Source organism: Rufibacter latericius (genome assembly GCF_003721515.1).
Lineage (GTDB): Bacteria > Bacteroidota > Bacteroidia > Cytophagales > Hymenobacteraceae > Nibribacter > Nibribacter latericius.
Map to the genome: position 1 here is coordinate 872,973 of NZ_RJJD01000001.1, position 21,060 is coordinate 894,032.

14 protein-coding genes are annotated in these 21,060 nt (G+C 50.3%); 13 read left to right on the top strand and 1 reads right to left on the bottom strand.

Features of this window, described 5'->3' with window-relative positions:
- The first annotated feature begins 139 nt into the window (after positions 1–139).
- The 4 genes from EFB08_RS03460 (at position 140) to EFB08_RS03475 (ending at position 7,594) form a co-directional block, all read left to right on the top strand.
- A complete protein-coding gene (locus EFB08_RS03460) occupies positions 140–1,333 on the top strand; it encodes an MFS transporter (protein WP_227006193.1) in 1,194 nt (397 codons plus the stop codon).
- A gap of 80 nt (positions 1,334–1,413) precedes the next feature.
- Positions 1,414–2,481 carry an SDR family oxidoreductase gene (locus tag EFB08_RS03465; RefSeq protein WP_123125487.1) on the top strand — a complete coding sequence of 356 codons (1,068 nt, stop codon included), beginning with the start codon at positions 1,414–1,416 and terminating at the stop codon, positions 2,479–2,481.
- Between the two features lie 545 nt (positions 2,482–3,026).
- Positions 3,027–5,555 carry a cellulase N-terminal Ig-like domain-containing protein gene (locus EFB08_RS03470; protein ID WP_123125488.1) on the top strand — a complete coding sequence of 843 codons (2,529 nt, stop codon included), beginning with the start codon at positions 3,027–3,029 and terminating at the stop codon, positions 5,553–5,555.
- A gap of 548 nt (positions 5,556–6,103) precedes the next feature.
- Positions 6,104–7,594: a S8 family peptidase gene (locus tag EFB08_RS03475; protein ID WP_123125489.1), complete on the top strand. Its 1,491-nt coding sequence runs from the start codon at positions 6,104–6,106 to the stop codon at positions 7,592–7,594.
- 243 nt (positions 7,595–7,837) lie between these two features.
- Here EFB08_RS03475 and EFB08_RS03480 read toward each other — a convergent pair whose 3' ends face one another.
- Positions 7,838–10,063, bottom strand: a complete 2,226-nt coding sequence (locus EFB08_RS03480) for an NADP-dependent isocitrate dehydrogenase (protein WP_123125633.1) — start codon at positions 10,061–10,063, stop codon at positions 7,838–7,840.
- A gap of 810 nt (positions 10,064–10,873) precedes the next feature.
- Here EFB08_RS03480 and EFB08_RS03485 point away from each other — a divergent pair.
- The 9 genes from EFB08_RS03485 (at position 10,874) to EFB08_RS03525 (ending at position 21,045) form a co-directional block, all read left to right on the top strand.
- The gene (locus EFB08_RS03485) at positions 10,874–12,667 is read left to right on the top strand and encodes a T9SS type A sorting domain-containing protein (RefSeq protein ID WP_123125490.1); all 1,794 of its coding nucleotides are present in this window, start codon (positions 10,874–10,876) and stop codon (positions 12,665–12,667) included.
- Between the two features lie 216 nt (positions 12,668–12,883).
- On the top strand, positions 12,884–13,597 hold the full coding sequence (locus tag EFB08_RS03490; RefSeq protein WP_125077640.1) for a hypothetical protein: 714 nt from the start codon (positions 12,884–12,886) through the stop codon (positions 13,595–13,597).
- 247 nt (positions 13,598–13,844) lie between these two features.
- Positions 13,845–14,471: a deoxyribonuclease V gene (gene nfi / locus EFB08_RS03495; RefSeq protein WP_262707462.1), complete on the top strand. Its 627-nt coding sequence runs from the start codon at positions 13,845–13,847 to the stop codon at positions 14,469–14,471.
- Positions 14,472–14,635: 164 nt separating this feature from the next.
- Positions 14,636–14,827, top strand: coding sequence for a hypothetical protein (locus EFB08_RS03500; protein WP_123125493.1), 192 nt, complete (start codon positions 14,636–14,638; stop codon positions 14,825–14,827).
- Positions 14,824–15,618: a prohibitin family protein gene (locus EFB08_RS03505; protein WP_123125494.1), complete on the top strand. Its 795-nt coding sequence runs from the start codon at positions 14,824–14,826 to the stop codon at positions 15,616–15,618. Before EFB08_RS03500 ends, EFB08_RS03505 begins: the two co-directional genes overlap by 4 nt.
- A 95-nt stretch (positions 15,619–15,713) precedes the next feature.
- Positions 15,714–16,262, top strand: a complete 549-nt coding sequence (locus EFB08_RS03510; RefSeq protein WP_123125495.1) for a hypothetical protein — start codon at positions 15,714–15,716, stop codon at positions 16,260–16,262.
- A 204-nt stretch (positions 16,263–16,466) separates the two neighbouring features.
- A complete protein-coding gene (gene clpB / locus EFB08_RS03515; protein ID WP_123125496.1) occupies positions 16,467–19,085 on the top strand; it encodes an ATP-dependent chaperone ClpB in 2,619 nt (872 codons plus the stop codon).
- A gap of 681 nt (positions 19,086–19,766) precedes the next feature.
- The gene (locus tag EFB08_RS03520) at positions 19,767–20,369 is read left to right on the top strand and encodes a HupE/UreJ family protein (protein ID WP_123125497.1); all 603 of its coding nucleotides are present in this window, start codon (positions 19,767–19,769) and stop codon (positions 20,367–20,369) included.
- Between the two features lie 52 nt (positions 20,370–20,421).
- The gene (locus EFB08_RS03525; RefSeq protein ID WP_123125498.1) at positions 20,422–21,045 is read left to right on the top strand and encodes a J domain-containing protein; all 624 of its coding nucleotides are present in this window, start codon (positions 20,422–20,424) and stop codon (positions 21,043–21,045) included.
- Positions 21,046–21,060: the final 15 nt, after the last annotated feature.

The following is a 21,060-nucleotide window of genomic DNA, read 5'->3' on the forward strand; positions in this document are numbered from 1 at the left end:
TACCAACCTGTTGCGGCTGGCTTAACTTATGTTTACCTACCTTTAAACTACAAACCGGTTGCTGTGCTTTATTCGGCTCCTTGTGGGAGGAAAGGCAAAACTCTTTTTACGATCCTCGGATTATCAATAATACGCTTACATGAGTAGTACAAACAATTCCCCTATCAAACTTAGCCTGATCTCCCTTTTGCTCGGTGGTTTCAGCATTGGCATGACCGAGTTCCTGATGATGGGCATTCTGCCCGATATGTCAAGGGCAGTCAACATCTCCATTCCCGAAGCTGGACACCTTATCTCTATCTATGCCTTGGGCGTAGTGATCGGCGCACCTTTGATGGTGGGGCTCACGTCTAATATGCCGCCTAAAAAAGTATTGATTGGCTTGATGCTGATGGTGAGTGTCTTCAATGGTTTATTTGCCTTGATGAACAGCTATCCATTGCTGATGGCTGCCCGTCTCCTGGCCGGTCTTCCGCATGGGGCTTTCTTTGGCATAGGCGCTGTGGTAGCGAGTAAATTAGCCCAACCAGGCCGAGAGGCGAGGGCAGTCTCCGTGATGTTCGCGGGGTTGACGGTAGCTAACATCATTGGGGTTCCGCTGGGCACGTACATAGGCCACCACTATAGCTGGCGGTTTTCTTTTGCCTTAATCGCCGCGGTGGCCTTAGTGGCTGCGTTCGCCGTGAAGATCTGGATGCCCTCGGTGAAATCAGACTCGGAAACCAGTTTCCTGAAAAGCCTCAATATTTTCAAGTACAAGGAGCTTTGGTTTATCATCGGCATCTCCACCATTGGCACCGGAGGCTTCTTTGCCTGGATCAGTTACATCGCTCCATTAATGACCGAGATAGCCGGCTTCAACCCCAATTCCATGACCATCATCATGGTGGTGGCGGGCCTCGGCATGGTCGTGGGGAATATTATGGGCGGTCGTCTAGCCGATCGATTTTCTCCTTTAACTACCACTACCCTCTTGCTGGTAAGCATGGTGGCGGCTCTCTTTCTGATGGTCGCTTTGGTGCATTTCAAACCCACCGCCATCCTGATGACGTTTACCATCGGGGCGATTGGTTTCGGGATGATTGCTCCTATGCAGATGCTGATTGTCCAGCAGGCCAAAGGTGCCGAGATGCTGGCTTCTTCCCTTCTGCAGGCCACGTCCAACATGGGCAACGCCTTAGGCGCTTTCCTGGGCGGGCTACCTATTGCCGCTGGTTTCGGGTACACGTCTCCGGAGTATGTGGGCGCCGCATTGGCATTTACCGGGGTTCTGTTCTGCCTTCTTCTGATGGCTTCGTATAAGCAAAGAGCAAAAAGCATGGCGGTAGCCTAACATCCCTTCCCTATTGCGGGAGGCAGTAGGTTGCTGAACCATGCTACTGCTTTCAAATCAATTCAACCAGAGACAGAAACATGGATAAAATAGCTTTAGTGGTTGGGGCCAGCGGCATCATAGGCAGCAACCTAGCCCAGGAACTCATTTTTCAGGGGTGGACTACCTACGGTTTAGCCCGCAATCCTCAAACCGATGTACCCGGCCTGCAGCCAATCTCCGCGGACTTGATGAACCCCGAGAGCCTGCAGACAGCTTTGGCAGACATTGCGCCTACGCACGTGTTTTTCACCAGCTGGATGCGCCAGGAAACCGAGGCCGAGAACATCAGGGTGAACAGCGCCATGGTCCGGAACCTGCTGGATGCTTTGTCTCCGAAGAAATCGGTGCAGCACGTGGCGTTGGTGACGGGTCTGAAGCATTACCTGGGGCCGTTCGAGGCCTATGCCTCCGAAGGGTTTCTGCCCGAGACTCCTCTGCGGGAAGAACATCCGCGCCTGGATATCGAGAACTTCTATTACGCCCAGGAAGACGAAGTGTATGCCGCCGCCGAGCGGGACGGCTTTACCTGGAGCATCCATCGGCCGCACACCGTCATCGGCAAAGCCGTGGGCAACCTCATGAACCTGGGCACCACCCTGGCCGTCTACGCCACCATCTGCAAAGAAACCGGACGCCCGTTCCACTGGCCGGGTTCCTCCGCCCAATGGAACGGCCTCTCTGACGTGACCGATGCCCGCGTGCTGGCCAAGCATCTGGTATGGGCCGCCACCACCGAGGCTGCCCGTAACGAGGCCTTCAACGTGGTCAACGGCGAGTACTTCCGATGGAACAAGTTATGGTACCAGCTGGCCGATTGGTTCGGGGTGAAGCCCGTGGGCTATGACGGCACCATCCGTCCGCTGGAAGCCGAGTTAGCGAATGATGGCCCGCTATGGCGCGAGATTGCTCAGAAATACAACCTGGCAGAACCCAACCTTGACCGCCTGGCCTCGGCCTGGCACACCGACCTGGACCTGGGCCGCCCCATAGAGGTCATGACCGATATGTCCAAAAGCCGCCAACTGGGTTTCCACGTCTACCAAAGAACCGACGAGTCTTTCTTTGACCTGTTTGAGCACCTGCGCAAAGACCGGTTGATCCCGTAAAAGATTCAAGCGCTGAGTTTATAAAAAGAAAGGATAGATTCAGGACGATTTACCCCCTTGAAAGAAATAAAGAAGGAGCAGCTGCAGGGTTGCTCCTTCTTTATTTTTAGGCAGGCTTTAGAGAAATAGACCCAAAACAGAATACCTACAAAGTCCTTCAGTTGGGAAAATGCGAATTCACCTTCGGCACGATTATACGCTGGGCTGGTTTCCCTGTGCCAAAGACGAGCAATAGACTATGTTCAGCGTACTCCTGCCCCAAATCGGCGAAGATGTGTTTTTTGTTGCGGGCCCCGAGGTATGATCACGACCAACCCTCTACATCAACCTGCCCTAAAGGCCGGATTCTTGAAGGTGATGTAGCAGCCATAAAAGATTATTTCTGCTAGTGAATATTAATTAATATCTTAATGCCAACGTTGGCACAATTACACATTTCTCTTTGATGGATTTGTACGCCACTTCGCAAATGATATCCAACCTCAGTAAGAGGTCCAACAGGAGGTCATTTATTTTTTAAACATGAAAACACGGATGTAAGAAACATGAAAAGACGAACACTTTTACCAGTAGTCATGCTACTACTAGGAGCCTTACCCTATGCTTCGGGCCAGGATCTGAAACTCAATGACCGGGAGTATTTTGAGCAGCAAGGCGTCAATGTCCTGGTGTACAACAACCTTTTTACCGGAGGTTTCAACGATGAGAAGAACGCCGGTATAGAGTTGATTCACCATGCCGTGAGAACAGCGCAAGGCGGCGCGGTGCGGCTCTCCAACACGCCGGAGCAATGGGACTTGGTTCCTGACATCCTGAACCGAAAGGTAGACCGCGTCGCCAAAACGGTAGAGGCTACGTTACGGTACAAAGAGTACAATTTTGATTCTAGGGTAGTGGTGACAGCCAAGGGCAAAGGCGTGGAGATAGCGGTTTACCTGGACAAACCCGTTCCCAAGGAGCTGGAAGGAAGTGCCGGCTTTAACCTAGAGTTCCTGCCCTCGCAATACTGGGCAAAGAACTACCTAGTGGATGGCCGTCCCAATCTCTTCCCGCGCTATGTGGTTGGTAACACCGTTACCCGGCCCAACACCCAGAAACCGAAGCAATATAAAGGCTACGTCACCTCAGATGACCGGGGAACCGGCAAATTCATTGATCCGCTTCCGCTGGAGACTGGCCGTACCTTTCTGTTTGCCCCTGATGCCCCGGAACGGATGGTGAAAATCACCTCGCCAGATGCCGATCTCATGCTGTTTGATGGCCGCATGCTGGCCCAAAACGGCTGGTTTGTGGTGCGCAGTCTGCTTCCCGCTGGGAAAACAGGCAAGGTCTTGACCTGGACCGTGGAGCCAAATGCCATCAAAGACTGGGTAAGAGATCCAAACATCGGCTTCTCCCAGGTAGGCTACCTTCCAGCGCAACCAAAAGTCTCTATTATTGAACTGGACAAGAAAGACAAACCGGCTAAAAGCGCTTCTATCTTTAAAGTAGGCGATGACGGCAAAGCCACCAAAGTATTCACCGGCAAAATCAATCCTTGGGGAGACTACTTCAAGTACCACTACGTGAAGTTCGATTTCTCCTCTGTAAAGACGCCCGGCATCTACTACATTCAGTACGGAGACACCAAGACCAATAATTTCCTGATCGGAGATCAGGTGTACAGCAAGATCACCGATGCTACCAGCGACATCTGGATTCCCATCCACATGAACCACATGTTCGTGAACGAGGCCTACCGCGTGTGGCACGGCGAGCCGTTCAAGGAAGGTTACCGCCAGGCTCCGCCCAACACCGATCACTTCGACCTGCACGCCCAAGGACCCACCACCGACACCAAGTACAAAGCGCTGGATTTGATCCCGGGCTTGAATGTAGGCGGCTTCTTCGATGCCGGAGATTTTGACATCGAGACCGGATCCAACATTAGTGTGGTGCAGAACTTTGTTAAAACCTGGGAGAGTTTTAAACCCCAGCGCGACCAGACGTTTATTGATCAGAAGCAGCGGTACGTAGACCTTCACCGCCCCGATGGGATTCCGGACGTGTTGCAGTTCATTGAGCACGGCACCCTGAACCTGGTAGCGCAGGCAGAGATTATCGGTCACATGGCCCAGACACTCTCCAATGCTGTGCTTGATAATTACCACCACCTGGGTGACGCCGCCTCCTTAACAGACGGCCTTCCTTATAACCCCAAGCTTGGTCCGTACGAAGTAGCCAAGGATGGCCGCTCCAGCGGGGTGAAGGATGATCTGTGGGCCTTTACCAGCCGCGAACCCGAACTGGACCTCAGGGCAGCCACCATGTTTGCGGCTGCCAGCCGGGCCTTAAAGGGCTACAACGATGACCTTTCGGCAAGAGCATTAACCCAATCCAAAAGACTTTTGAAAGAGGCCACTGCCTTACTGACCAATCAGAAGCAGGATACCAGTGGTCGGGGCAACGCTGCCAACATGGCCACCAACCTACAACTGTACATCGCCACCAACGAGAAACAATACCTAGATAGGTTCCAGCAGCTTCTATGGCCTGCCCTGGAGCGAAACGTGAGCGGCAACCTATTGACGGCCCTGGATGCCATCCCGCACCTGGACGCCTCTTATAAAGAAAAGCTCCGTCCGTACGTGGTGAAGTACAAAGAATACATAGCTGGCCTTGAAAGGGATAACCCCTACGGAGTGCCTATTGGCCTTACCAACTGGGCTGGTAGCGGCGACGTGATGAACTTTGGTACCACCGTTTGCTTTGCTACTAAATACTTCCCCGAGATCATTGAGGGCCAACATGCCTTCAAAGCCACCAACTACCTATTTGGCGCGCATCCATACCATAATTATTCCTTAGTGGCCACTGTGGGCGCAACTCGCCTTAAGGCAGTTTTCTATGGTAATAACCGGGCTGATTTCTCCTTTATCCCCGGCAACGTGGCCCCCGGTATCTTATTTAGAAAACCAGACCACTTTGAAAACTACGATGACTGGCCTTTTCTGTGGGGCCAAAACGAAGGCACCATCGGTGGCAACACCGCATATTTGATTTTCGGGTCAGCGTTTAAGAACCTAGTGAAATAACCAGATTGCTTTTAGCAGTTTTAGCGCGAGTTGTAAGTCTATCAATAGGGCTTATAACTCGCGCTTTTTGTTACCACCTGGTCCTGAGAGAAGAACCCGGCTTTCAACTCCTCGCTTTGGCTTACTTCGCTAAAACTTAGGCAAGGAATTATATGTCTTTATTTAAAGACAAAACAAAATTTTAGGATAATTACTGGAAACTGACCTGACAAGCTATTCACCCCTATCTTACAACCCCAAGAATTAGATAATTTATATATTTAAAAACCAAATAGTTACTCATCTTGCTCACCTGCTTTTAAGTGATCTAAGCTTAACTTAAGTTTAAAAATACAAAGAGCAAAGCCCACCTAAAATAACACCTGACTGTCAGCACTTTAAACATTTAAGTTCAACTACAAACGCCTATCCATGAAAATAAAATTAAGTTTAATTAACTTAAAATGAACCATATAGAGTCTATATGCACTATATTCCTAATAAATAGAAAATTTCCTTTCCCACATTTTATACAGTTTAACTATTCTTTAAACCTTTTATCAACTACCATGAACAAACAAATCAAATCCACATTCATCAATTCACTGTTTGCAGTAGGGCTGCTAGGAGCATTTGGGTGTAGCGAAGAAGAGATCGTTCCAGAAGGCCTTAGACAGAATGTGATCAGCAATGCAACTTCAGCAACCCCTTCTGTCACCTTCCAATCAAAGAAGTACATTATCATCTCTTCTGGCGCTAAGCTACCAGCAGATATTGAAGGAAAAGTAAATGCCTCAAATGGCAAGTTAACAGCCTTGCTTACTGAAGTGGGCCTGGCAACTGCTACTTCAGATGACCCTAACTTTGCGGCCAAGGCAGCCAAAATCAGTGGCGTTCGGTCTGTTGTCAATGACTTTACTTACCAGGGATTTGATCCGCTGAAAGACAAAGCAGTAGAAGCAGACAACGTAAACCCGGCAAGCACCGGGGACAGCAACCCTTACTTCCCGTTTCAGTGGGGACACACCGCCATTCAGGCACCTGAAGCCTGGAATGAAGGCGCGCTGGGCCAGGGAGTCAGAGTAGCTGTGTTAGACGGCGGCTTTGACCTGACGCACCCAGATCTTCAAGGCAACATAGTGGATGCCAGATCCTTCGTACCTACGGAACCGGCCCAATTCAACAGAGCTGGAGCCAGCCATGGCAGCCATACCGCCGGCACAATTGCCGCCGTAGACAATAACCTAGGCGTTATTGGCGTGGCCCCGGCTGCTAAATTGATTTTGGTGAAAGTATTGGCTGATGCTGGTTCAGGGTCTTTCTCCTGGATGATGCAGGGGATCTTGTACGCTACTCAACAAAAAGCTGACGTCATCAACATGAGCTTGGGAGCTGCTATACCGCGCAACTCTAAGTACCTGTATGACAATGGCACGCCAGAGAATCCAGCGGACGATTATGTGGTGAATGAAACCAAAGCCATTCAGGAGTTAGTTGTGGCCATTAACCGGGTGACTACGTATGCCGCTCAGCAAGGAGTGACCATCATCACTTCTGCTGGTAACGATGCCAATAACGGAAACGCCGATCAGGATCTGGTACACATCCCGTCTGATGCCCCTAACGTTATTTCTATCTCTGCCACTGGTCCAACAGGCTGGGCCAATGCCCCCCTCACCACCAACCTGGATGAGTTTGCCTCTTACTCTAACTTCGGGACATCTGTAATTGACTTTGCAGCTCCAGGTGGAGACTTTGACTACCCTACTAATGAACTCATCGCTTTCAGAGGTATCACCCAATACACCTGGGCCCTTGACATGGTCCTGAGTACTTCCGCTAGAGGGGGTTATACCTGGATGGCTGGAACCAGCATGGCGGCACCACATGCTTCAGGCGTGGCCGCTTTGATCATTGGCAGAAACGGCGGACAAATGGACCCAGCTAAAGTAGAAGCAGTGCTTCGCGCTTCTTCTGATGACTTGGACAAACCAGGACGTGACATGTACTATGGTAATGGCCGTGTGAACGCTTTACGCGCCATAAGAGCTGTTCAATAAGCGTAAAGTCTTAGCACAAATTAAAAGAAGAAGGGCAACTCTGCCAATACGAGTTGCCCTTCTTCTTTTAAGCCATTTCGCTTGCCGCTTTTCTCAGGCATAAGGACACAAGCGTGATACTCCCTCCTTTACCCGTACGCACACGAGGTCGTTTTATGAATGTTTTTTTGAAAAACAGGCGTGAAAAAGGCTGCCCAGGATTTCTCCCGGACAGCCTTTCTTTTGTTAAGCTATTTTTCTCGCTTAGAACTGATCTATCAAAGCATTCAAGGTAGCACTTGGGCGCATGGCTTCAGCCGCTTTGTTAAAGTCTGGGTGGAAGTACCCGCCTAAATCAACTGGTCTGCCTTGGGCTGCAATTTGCTCCTGAACAATCTTTTCTTCGTTCTCGGTAAGCGCCTGGGCCAAAGAAGAGAAACGGGTTTTCAGTTCCTCGTTCTTGGTCTGCTCCGCCAAGGCTTGTGCCCAGTAAAGCGCCAGGTAGAAGTGACTGCCGCGGTTGTCAATGCCGCCTACTTTGCGCGACGGTGACTTGTCTTTCTCCAGGAACTCGGCATTGGCTTGGTTCAGGGTCTCAGCAAGTACCTGGGCTTTCTCGTTCTTGGTCTTGTAGGCCAAATCCTCTAAAGAAACTGCCAAGGCCAGGAACTCACCCAGGGAATCCCAGCGCAGGTAGTTTTCTTCCATGAACTGCTGCACGTGCTTAGGGGCAGATCCGCCGGCACCGGTTTCAAACAGTCCGCCGCCGTCTAACAAAGGCACAATGGAAAGCATCTTGGCGCTGGTACCCAGCTCAATGATCGGGAACAAGTCGGTGAGGTAATCACGCAGTACGTTACCGGTTACGGAGATGGTATCCTGGCCGGCTCTGGCGCGCTCGCAGGAGAAACGCATGGCTTCCACCGGAGACATGATCCGGATGTCCAATCCGTTGGTATCGTGGTCTTGCAGGTAACGCTCTACTTTCTTGATCAGGTTGGCGTCATGCGCTCTTTGTGGGTCTAACCAGAATACCGCAGGGGCTCCGGTGATGCGGGCACGGGTCACGGCCAGTTTCACCCAATCCTGGATAGGCAGGTCTTTGGTCTGGCACATTCTCCAGATATCGCCTTCCTCTACCTGGTGCTCCATCAAAGCGCTGCCCGATGCATCCACTACGCGTACGGTTCCGGTGGAAGTGATCTGGAAAGTCTTGTCGTGTGAGCCGTACTCCTCGGCTTTCTGCGCCATCAACCCGATGTTAGGCACGGTGCCCATGGTTTTAGGATCGAATGCGCCGTTTTGCTTACAGAAGTCGATTACTTCCTGGTAAATGCCCGCGTAGTTGCGGTCCGGGATCATGTATTTGGTGTCGTGCAGTTTGCCATCTGGTCCCCACATTTTGCCCGAGGAACGGATAGCGGCTGGCATAGACGCGTCAATGATCACGTCGTTCGGGAAGTGCAGGTTGGTGATGCCTTTGTCAGAGTCAACCATGGCAATAGCCGGGCCATTCTGGTAAGCGGCTTGCAGGTCGGCTTCAACGGCTGCTCTCTGCTCTTCTGGCAGTGCCTGAATTTTGCTGTATACATCGCCCAGACCGTTGTTCGCATCTACCCCGATGGACTTGAACAGTTCTGCGTGCTTCTCAAATACGTCTTTGAAGAACACAGTTACCGCATGCCCAAACATAATAGGGTCAGAGACCTTCATCATGGTGGCTTTCAGGTGCAGGGAAAGTAACAAACCCGATGCCTTGGCATCCGCAATTTCTTTCTCATAGAAAGCGCGCAACGCCTTTTTGCTCATGCGCGAAGCATCAATCACTTCACCGGCCTTCAGGGCCAGTTTATCTTTCAGGACGGTGGTAGTTCCGTCAGCGGCTACGAACTCAATTTTTACGTCACTAGCTTGATCTATTACCACAGACTGCTCGCTGCCGTAAAAATCACCCTCTGCCATGTGCGCCACGTGCGACTTGGAATCAGAGGTCCAGGCACCCATGGAATGCGGGTTCTTTCTGGCGTATTGCTTTACCGCATCGGCTACGCGGCGGTCAGAGTTACCTTCTCTCAGCACCGGGTTTACCGCGCTACCTAATACTTTACCATAACGGGCTTTGATTTCTTTCTCGGCATCAGTTTTCGCATCGGCCGGATAATCTGGAATGTTGTAGCCTTGGGCCTGCAGTTCTTTGATTGCCGCGGTCAACTGCGGAATAGAGGCACTGATGTTAGGTAACTTGATGATGTTAGCCTCTGGCGTTTTGGCTAGTTCGCCCAAATACGTCAGGTCATCGGACTGAGCCTGATTTTCTCTTAGATGGTCTGGGAAGGTAGCCAGAATACGGGCCGCCAGCGAAATGTCTCTGGTTTCTACATCAATATCTGCCGCCTTGGTAAACGCCTTTACAATGGGCAGGAAAGACTGCGTGGCCAAGGCCGGAGCCTCGTCGGTGATGGTATAAATGATTTTCGCGGTTTTTGTCATGTTGTTCTTAACGTTAAAATGAAACGGCCAAGTGTTTCTGCTTCTGAACAACACCTGACCAAAGTCCCTCCTGATGGCAGCAGGTTCTCCAAGCAAATATAAGCGACTTTTTAATATAGGCTAGCCCCGTTAGCGGTGCGGGCCGCTTCAATTCCCCTACGTACAAACAGCCATCAGGATTACCCTACTGAAAGCATGGACATGCCCTCTACCCAAGGAAGCTACCAAAAAACTGTGGTTTGTCCCTCTCCTTTAAAAGCTATTCCCCTGATTCTTCTCTTATCATTTTAGGCACTCTCAAACTACCTCATTCTCTATCAATAACTTACCAATAACCACTCAGGACTTCTATCCCCTAAAACTTGGCACCACGAAGGAAATTCTACTAAATAAGAAAACTTCAACTTGGATTCCCTCTTTAAGCCTAATCCATACGAAGTTGAATATCTTCTTGAGGCTCGTTTTATAATTGAAGAAAGGCACTGGATACGTTTGGAATTTTAAGAATCACTATTTCCTAAAAAATAATAAAAATATATTATACAAATATTTAATATAATTATTTAAACAGTAAAATCTATATTAACATCTTCTAAGTCACAAAATTTTTAACTAAACAAATGTATACTTCCATATAGACAAGAATCAGGAGTCATTGTAGGGCCTCCAAACTATTGCAGAATAGTTTAATAAATTATAGTTTAACGCCAATTATTATATACAATATAAAACTTAAGTAATTTTGATTATAACATAATACAACTAAACACAACCCCTAACTAAATATATATTAAATTTAATATTACCGTTATGAAATCAGTTTTACAGATGATCTTAGTGGGCTTGGTGGTTTTCCTCCAAACAGCGGCGTATGGGCAAAGAACCCCTATCTATCATGAAAATTTCTCCGGCACTCTCTCCAATACCGCCTATCGTGGCGGAGACTTCCCTTGGCAATTAGGCTCTACCTCGGTCAATACTGATTCCTATCCCAAAGCTTCCCGAACCGATCACCTCAAAACAGGAAAAGATGCTGGGGCCTATGTTTTAGAGATTGGTGAGTTCTCAACCGGAGGGTATGAAGACATAAAGGTGAGCTGGGGCGGCAAAACCTCAGGCGAATCATCCATAAAACTGGAATACAGCTATAATGGCGGCCCGTATGTACCCGTAACTAACTGGTTTGAGGTAGGCACTGAGTGGTCTAAAGTAAATGCCGAACAGGAAATTCCGCTTCCGGCGTGTTTTAACAAAGGAAGGGTAAAACTGCGCTGGACCTACACAGTGACTAACTCCTCTACCACCTATGCTATAGACGACATCACAGTGACGGGCATTCCTTACGGCGGCCCCAATGTTCCGTCGGCTACTTCTACCTTCAATTGGTATTCCAGACCGGTGAGAGAGACAGAGAACCCCTTCACAGTGGTAAAATACAAAAGCAACAATTACTATGAACAGGATGGGGTTCTCATGCAATGGGACAAAGAACAATTTGGTTCTGCCGCTATGTACACCCAGCAAACCACCTATAATTATCAGGGAATTTCTTTTGCCATAGAACAATCACTGGCTGGCAACACCACCAGCAACAACTACACCGCCAGCAAGCTTTATTTTACAAATAAATCGGTGAGAGGGCTCACGTTCACCATTTATGATGTTGACCGCAACAGCAATCAGTTTTTGGACATCTTGAAAGTAGTGGCTTTCAAAAAAGGACAATCTGCTCCTATCTATCCACAGAAAAACCTGGTACAGACTACGTCCAACAATGAATTTGTGGTGGAGGGATCAACGGTATTGCTTAAGAGCAAAACCCAATCTAACGGGGGAGCCAACATAGATAATTCCTCTCCTGAGGGAGACATCACCGTCACTTTCGCTGAGACCATTGACTGGGTGGAAATCTACTACTACAATGGAGCCAATTATTCAAAAGTTAGCCACCAGGGCTTAGCTATCTCTGATCTTTCCTGGCGCCACACTGAACTGCCAACCCCGCCCGTAGACTTCACCACGCCCAGCGGACCCGGCGACTTAGGTGGCACCGGCCCGAACCCTCTTCCTATCACCTTAGTTTCCTTTGAGGTAAAGAAGGTAGCTGAAGGCGCCCGTCTTACTTGGGCAACCGCCGCCGAGAAAGACAATGACCGTTTTGTAGTAGAGCGCAGCGTAGACGGAAAAACCTTTGAGGCTATAGGCGAAGTGAAAGGTGCCGGCAACAGCAACGTTCTCCTGAAGTATTCTTTCCTTGACCGTTCGCCCAGAACCGTGGTAAATTATTACCGCCTGACCCAACATGATTATGACGGGAAAGCCGAGACGCACCGCACCATCTACCTGGTGATAAAAGACAACCCCGCGACTTCCCTTACGCTCACCACTTACCCCAACCCTGCAACAGATGAGCTCACGATCAAGCCGTCGGCAAGCTCCAACGAAGACCAGACCTTTTACCTCCTGAATGCGGCAGGCAGTGTAGTAAAAACCGTGGTTTTGCCTAAGCATGAAAACGCCCTGCACCTCTCTGTACGTGACTTGGCTAGTGGCTTGTATCTGGTGAAATCAGGGAAAGCGGTGAGCAAGTTTTTTAAGCAATAAGACTGGCTGCCAGGATAAGCATATACAAAGTGCTTTTAAAAAAGGAAAGGTGCCTGCTCCGCTGGGGTAGGCACCTTTCCTTTTTGGTTTTACCACCCTTTTCCGTAAAAGAGGTGTAAAACAACTATCCATCAAACTGAGGCATACTTCCCCCGCAATATTTGAAAGGGATTCACTGCTTCTCTACACCCGGCGAAGGTTCTTCGTATACCGCATATGAAAACTTCGCGATTTGTACCGGTTTTGGCACTGATCCTATTAGCAAGTTGCCAATCCAATTCTCCACAACCCGGGGCTTCGGGGGAAGAAAGCAGGAAGCAGGTTACCCTTCAGGAGAAAAAGCGTTCCCAGGATCATGTGCTGGAGAAAGATACCCTTAACGCCTTACAGGAGGAGGTCATCCGGAAAACGTCAAGAAATAAGGAAGAAGCTTTCAGGGTGTTTTTCTCAAAGTTCGCCCAAAGCATAGAACAGCAGCAGGCCGAGGTTTTCAACCAATTTATTGACCCGGAACTCGGACTTTACTTGATTGAATCGCCGGGAGCCGTGCCTCATTTCACCTTCGTCACCGATATCAAAACCTTCCGGCGGGCAAACGCCCAGCAAGGTTCTTTCTTCACCATCAGGGAGGCATTTACTGATTGCAAGCTGGAGGAAGTGAAGGAACTACCCACTCTCACCTGCGCCGGCGAAAACAACAACTTTACCCGGCAGGGTTGCTTTGTGGCAGATGCCGCCGTGTTCCGGAAAAGCGATGCCTATAAATACGCCGATTTACCCACCGAGGAACAACGCCGGATTGCCCAACACCAGGCAATGGCAAGTAAAACGGTGCTGCACACCGGCAGCGGTTTCAAGTTCCACTTCGGGCAGGTCAAGGGTCAATGGCGCGTGCTGTTTGCAGATCTCATGGTTCCGTGCAGTGCGTGATGCTTGTATCAGGCAGCCTACAGTTTTCTGTTCTATGGGCGCAAACCAATAACCAGCAACCGAAATAGCATCCTGCGCACCGAAGCACCGTATGAGACATTGCCAAGTCTGTTTCGGCCCTGTTTTTCTGAAAGCAGCCCCCAAACAGATTTGTCCTAAAACTCAGAATTCAGAACTCTAGACTCAGAACTCTCCTATGGCCTGGCCTTCCCAACTCCCTCCACCCGATCCGCAGCTTGTCAAATCCTTGACGGAGCAGCAAGAGACTTTGCGCCGGCAAGTGGTGCTGCAAAAACCTCAGTTCGAGTTGAAACTGCTGGCAGGCTGCGATTCTTCGTTCATCGGGGAGAATATCCTGTCTGTCTTTGTGGTGTTGAAGTACCCGGAACTGGAACTGGTGGAAAGCGTGTGGCATTACGGGGAAGTGGAGTTGCCGTACATCCCGGGGTTCCTGGCGTTCAGGGAGGCGCCCAACCTGGTGAAAGCGTACGGAAAGCTGCAACATGAACCAGACCTGATCATGGTAGACGGACACGGCATTGCGCACCCTCGGCGGTTGGGTATTGCCAGTCAGTTGGGCGTGTTGCTGAACAAACCCACCATGGGCGTGGCCAAAAAAGTGCTCACCGGCAAGCATGAAGAACCATTTATGGAAAAAGGAAGCATCACGCCGCTCACCCACCGTGGCGAACACATCGGCAACGTGATCAGAACCAAAGACAAGGTAAAGCCGGTTTTTGTCTCGCCCGGCCATCTGATGGACCTGGAATCTGCCACCGCGCTGGCCCTGCAAACCGTCCTGAAACACAAACTACCTGAGCCTACCCGCCTGGCAGACCATTACGCTGAGGTATTCAAGGCCGAGGTCCGGTAAATCATTTTCATTAACCTTTCAAAAGCTCAGTTAACTTCGTTAGCTGAGCTTTTTACGTCTGTGCTGTTTGAATATAGATAGTATTGTAGATATTGCATATACCATTCAGGCCCAGGAGTTGAAACACCTGATTCCGGGTATCATCCGCCAAGACAGAGTAAGTTATGAATTTGCTGTTTATACTTCTACTGCTGGTTTTAGTGGCCCTGGACATAATGGCCTTCACTGAGATCGTGCAGCTTTTACGGGCTCCCTCAGACAACGCCGTGCTCAAAGGGGTGGTGTTCTTCGCCTTGTTGATTATCTTAAACTATTTCCTTCTTCGTTTTCTCTTCTCTAAAATTAAAAACAGATGAACCGCAGAGTTATTACGGGTGTCGTGAGTGCGCTCCTATTCCTAGTCTTAACGGTAACCCTTACCCAATCCTGCACCCGGGTAGATGCCGGGCATGAGGGTGTGCTGGTGAAATTGTACGGCACCGACAAAGGGGTACAGGATGTCTCCCTGGTGACGGGCCGGGTGTGGTACAACCCCCTTACCGAGGAGGTGCACGAGTTTCCCACCTTCATCCAGACCCGCGACTATGAAGCCTTCACCGTCAATGCCAAAGACGGATCGGTGTTCACGGTAGATCCTACCATTTCGTTTTATGTAAAGGCGGGCGCTTCGCCGCTTATTTTCAAAAAATACCGCAAAAACATAGACGAGATCACCCAGACCACCTTGCTCAACTATGTGAAAGACGCCTTCCGGATCCAGCTGAACCAGTACAGCACCGAGGAGATCATCTCCAAGCGCCAGCAGTTTGAAACCGAAGTCCAGAACACCCTGGATGCGGCCTTGCAGAAAGACGGCTTCAAACTAGAGCAAATGACCAGTGGTCTGTCGTACCCTGAGGAGATCGTGCGGGCCGTGAACCTCAAGAACCGCGCGGTACAGCAGGCCATGCAGGTAGAAAACGAACTGAAGGTAGCCGAGGCCCAGGCCCGCAAAAAGATAGTGGAAGCGCAAGCCGAGGCCGAAGCCAATAAACTGCGCCAACAGACCCTTACCCCGCTCCTCATCCAGCAGCAGTTCATTGAGAAATGGAACGGTTCCACCCCGCTGTACGGCAACTCGCCGGTGTTCTTCAAAAGCATGGAATAACCCCCTTAACCAACGCCTACCAACCAAAAGCTCCGGTCTTACGTCCTTAGCCTAAACCAGAGCTATCACAGAAAGCTCCCACCAAAAAGAAACCTATGGAAACCATCAAATCCTTTTCCGCCGAAACCGAAGAAGAACTTTGGCACCAAGTGGCCCACGACATGGCCAGCCAGAAGGAATTGCTCTCCTATTCTGCGTTACTGGAGCAGCGGGGCACCCAGATCTATTTTGACACCGACATAGACCTGGGCGGCGGCTTTGAGAGCGGCATTTCCTCCACCACCTTTATGGCGCCGGTACCCAGCCACGTCACGCTCAGATTCGCCCTGCACGAACAAGGCTGGATAGACGAAGTAGGAAAGTTCTTCGGGATGGAAGACATAGAACTTGGTTTCCCCGATATTGACGATGCCTTCATCATCAAGACAAATCAGCCGGAGGTCCTTAAAAACCTGTTCGCCGATCCCTTCATCCATGAAACCCTGCTCAAGCACAGGAACTGCGAGCTGCGCTTGAACGATGACGAAGATGAAACCGGTCCTGAAACCGTCCTCACCTTCAGCAAAGACGAGGCAATCCTGGACATGGGCGAACTGCGCGAGATTTACCGGCTTTTGTACGAGATGCTGCATAAACTGCGGTAATTCAAGGAGCCACTCGTAGGAACTGCTCCCACTACAGGTGGCTCCGCCAACTGCCTCTCCCCCAGACATTCCGTCACATTATGTTAATTATAACAACATAGTTTCTGCCACATTTTCCGAAAAACAGGCTAAAAACGGATCGGTACCTCATTTGCTACTATCGTCGTAACAAACTTAGTAACTACGCAACGACGATATAGAGCTATGAACTTTAACAACTATACCATTAAATCGCAGGAGGCCGTGCAGAAGGCAACCGAGATTGCCGGCGGCAACCAGCAGCAGGCCATCGAGACGGGGCACTTGCTGAAGGGAATCCTGCAGACCGACGAGAACGTGACCGGTTTCTACCTGAAGAAGCTGGGTGTGAACGCCAACCAATTCAACACGCGTCTAGACGAGATTGTGAACGCTTACCCCAAAGTGAGCGGTGGCAGTCCGTACCTGGCGAATGAGGCCGCGGCTGCGTTGCAGAAAGCCAATTCTTACCTGAAAGAGTTCGATGATGAGTATGTGGCCATTGAACACTTACTCTTAGGCTTGCTGGCAGGTAGAGACAAGGTGGCAACGCTGATGAAAGATGCGGGAATCACCGAGAAAGGCTTGAAAGCCGCCATCAAAGAACTGCGTGGTGACTCTAAAGTAACCGACCAGAACGCCGAGGCGAAATACAACTCGCTGAAACGTTATGCCATTGACCTGAACGAGCAGGCGCGCTTGGGCAAGATCGACCCGGTAATTGGCCGTGACGAGGAGATCCGCAGGGTGCTGCAAATTCTGAGCCGCCGCACCAAGAACAACCCTATTCTGTTGGGTGAGCCGGGCGTGGGTAAAACCGCCATTGTGGAAGGTCTGGCCCAACGCATTGTGTCTGGTGACGTGCCCGAGAACCTGAAGTCCAAAACCATCATGAGCCTGGACATGGGTCTGCTCGTAGCGGGTGCCAAATACAAAGGGGAGTTTGAGGAGCGTCTGAAAGCCGTGATCAAAGAAGTGGTAGACTCTGAAGGCGAGATTGTGCTCTTCATTGACGAGATCCACACCTTGATTGGGGCCGGGGCCGGAGGTGACAGTGCCATGGACGCGGCTAACTTGCTCAAGCCAGCTTTGGCCCGAGGTGAGTTACACGCCATTGGTGCTACTACTTTGAAAGAGTACCAAAAGTACTTTGAGAAGGATAAAGCCATGGAGCGCCGCTTCCAGGCCGTAACCGTTGATGAGCCAAGCATTCCGGATGCGATTTCTATCCTGCGCGGTATCAAAGAGAAATACGAGCTGCACCATGGGGTACGCATCAAAGACGATGCGATTATTGCTTCCGTGGAGTTGTCCAGCCGTTACATCTCTGACCGTTTCTTGCCAGACAAGGCCATCGACTTGATTGATGAGGCGGCGTCTAAACTGCGCATCGAGATTGACTCTTTGCCAGTTGAACTGGATGAGGTGCAGCGCAAGATCATGCAGTTGGAGATCGAGCGCGAAGCCATTCGGAGGGAGAATGACAAAGAGAAGGAGAATCTGCTTTCCAGGGAGATCGCGGACCTGAGCGAAACCAGAGATGCCTTACGCGCTCAATGGCAGAGCGAGAAACAGGTCATTGAAGGCATCCAGAAGCAGAAAGAAGCCATTGAGCAATACCGCCTGGAAGCCGAACATGCTGAGCGGGCTGGTGATTACGGTAGAGTAGCGGAGCTGCGTTACGGTAAGATCCAGGAGGCTGAAGCCAAGCTGAAAGAACTACAGCAGCAAGTGCAGGAGCAACAAAACGGCGACCACATGTTGCAGGAGGAAGTTACCTCTGAGGACATCGCCGAGGTAGTGGCCAAGTGGACCGGTGTACCAGTAAATAAAATGCTGCAAAGCGACCGTGAGAAACTGTTGCACCTGGAAGAAGAACTAGGCCGCCGCGTAGCCGGTCAGGAAGAAGCGATTGCCGCCATTTCTGATGCCGTGCGCCGCAGCCGGGCTGGTCTGCAAGACCCTAAACGCCCCATCGGTTCGTTTATCTTCTTAGGTACTACAGGTGTGGGTAAAACCGAGTTGGCGAAGGCCCTGGCCGACTTCCTGTTCAACGACGAGAACGCCATGGTACGCATTGATATGAGTGAGTACCAGGAGCGCCATGCCGTGAGCCGTCTGGTAGGAGCGCCTCCAGGATACGTGGGTTACGATGAAGGTGGTCAGTTGACCGAAGCCGTTCGCCGGAAGCCGTACTCTGTGATTTTGCTGGACGAGATTGAGAAAGCGCACCCAGATGTGTTCAACATCTTGCTGCAAGTGCTAGATGATGGCCGTTTGACCGATAACAAAGGTCGGGTTGCCAACTTCAAGAACACCATCATCATCATGACGTCTAACATTGGGGCGCACATTATCCAGGAAAACTTCCAGGATTTGGACGAACTGAACCCAGAACCAACCATTGACCGGACCCGTGACGAGGTGTTTGAGGTGCTGAAGAAAACGCTCAGACCTGAGTTCCTCAACCGTATTGATGAGTTGATCATGTTCCGTCCGCTGAGTTCCCGCGAGATCCGGAAGATTGTGGACATCCAGTTCCGCCACATCCAGGAACGTTTGGAAGACAGCGGCATCCGTCTGGAAGCCACCGACGAAGTACTGGACTTCCTGGGCCGCGAAGGGTACGATCCGCAGTTCGGTGCCCGTCCGCTGAAACGTGTGCTGCAACGCCGCATCCTCAACGAGCTGTCCAAAGCCATCCTGGCCGGTGACATCCGCAAGGATGCCGTAGTAGAAGCTGAATTGGACGGTGACCACATCCGGTTCGTGAACGTGGACATTGACCTACCGATTGACAGATAATAGTTAATAGTTGTTTTAAGATTGATGAAGGCGCCAGAGAAATCTGGCGCTTTTTTTATGCTCCTCTCATTACACTCGTACCATGTTTCAGGGCAGATTTTCATAAAAGAGGCATTAAACCAGAAGCAATCACAAGCCATTTCAAATGCTGTAGCAATGCCCGCTGGCGCGAGCCGATGGCTCGCGCCAGCGGGCATTGCTAAACCACTTTCGTCTCCTACTTTTCACATCATGTATTCTAGTCCATTTTGAAAGAATTTCTCTCCGTTTGTCATCCTGGAAGGATCTTGTGGGCAACCTAAAAAGGCGTTGAAGAAACGACAATACCGTTCGTTCACAAGATCTTTTCAGGATGATGCAGTGCATGTTTTCAGGAATGCGTGCGGACACGAGCGGGACGCTCGCGCCAGCGATTAGTAACTAAGAAAACTAGACATTATCAAACTTTCAATTTATAAAGACGCACTCTCACCGCATATGCAAACCAAATACAATTAGCACCTATTCACCTTTCTCTTAGACTTCTTCTGTTTTAGAACTTGCTTCTACAAATTAGTCAATAAACCGTACCTCTTCCTGTAAGATGATGTAGAACTCCCGACCTGAGGCGCCTTGAACTTGTGAAAATGCTTCGTTTTTCTAATCTTGCCTGTTAAACACCTCATTAATCCAGCATATCACGTGTCTTCTGTCTTTTTCACATACCTCCAATTAGGCTTTCACCACATCTTCAACCTGCTGGCATATGACCATATGGTGTTTGTATTGGCCATGTGTGCGGTGTACTCTGCCAGTGAGTGGAGGCGTATTTTGGCGTTGGTGACCAGTTTTACCATTGGGCACTCCATCACCCTGGCTCTTTCTACCTTAAACCTGCTAAAGTTCAATACGGCGCTTATTGAGTTGCTTATTCCTATCACCATTCTGCTCACGTGTTTGTACAATTTCACCCAGCTGGAAACCGTGAAACGCCGGGGAGGCGCTCTGTGGTCATTCAATAACCTGTTTGCGGCGTTTTTCGGGTTGGTGCACGGCATGGGCTTCTCCAATTACCTCAAATCTTTGCTGGGCCAAGGCCAGAATATTGTGGTAGAACTGCTGGCGTTTAATGTGGGCATTGAATTGGGTCAACTGTTGATTGTTTTGCTCGTACTTTTACTTAACTTTCTTTTGACCCGGGCCTTGCCGGTCAAAAAACGGGATTGGGCTTTGGGTATCAGTAGTGCTGCCGGAGCCATTGCGCTCATGTTGATCCTGGATCAGGATTTTTCGGCTATTTTCTAAAAAAGGCCCCAAAACGGCAGAACCATCACCCATTACCCTCAAAGCCGTACCCATGCTGACCGAGTCTTACCGCGTGTTAGGAGTTCCTTTTGGCGCTGACATGCCACAGATCAGGCATGCCTACCGGCAATTGGTGCTACAGTACCACCCAGACCGGAACCACCACCCAGATGCCCCGGCCATGTTTTTGCGCATCCAGTCGGCGTACGAGTACCTGCAGCGGTTCCAGGAACTGGCAACGGCCCCCGCTAAGACCCAGGCTGCTGCTACTTCCCCGCCCCAGCCGCAATCTGACTGGGAAAAATACCAGTACACGTATGATCCGCCCGCTGACCCCAAAGAGTACCTGGCCTGGGCAGCCGTGGCCCGCGAAAGGGCCCGCCGTCAGAAAGAAAAAGACCACGCCGAGTATGTGCGCCGCACCCTGGAAATGAAGCAAAAGTGGTGGTTCCCGTTGGCTTATTACAGCAGCTACCTGGTGCTGGTGTTAGGCGCCATGGCCGGGTTGGTCTTCCTCCTGATTCCTTTGCTTTTTCTGGTGACCGGTCAGTTCAGGTCTATGTTCCTGGGGGTCATGACCGTACCTATGGGTATCATGATTATGCGGCTTATGCAGGTGCTCAGGCAAGACATCAGAAAGCATTTCGGGGAGGACCTTCCTGAATTGTCTAAATAACCTATTTCAGGCTTT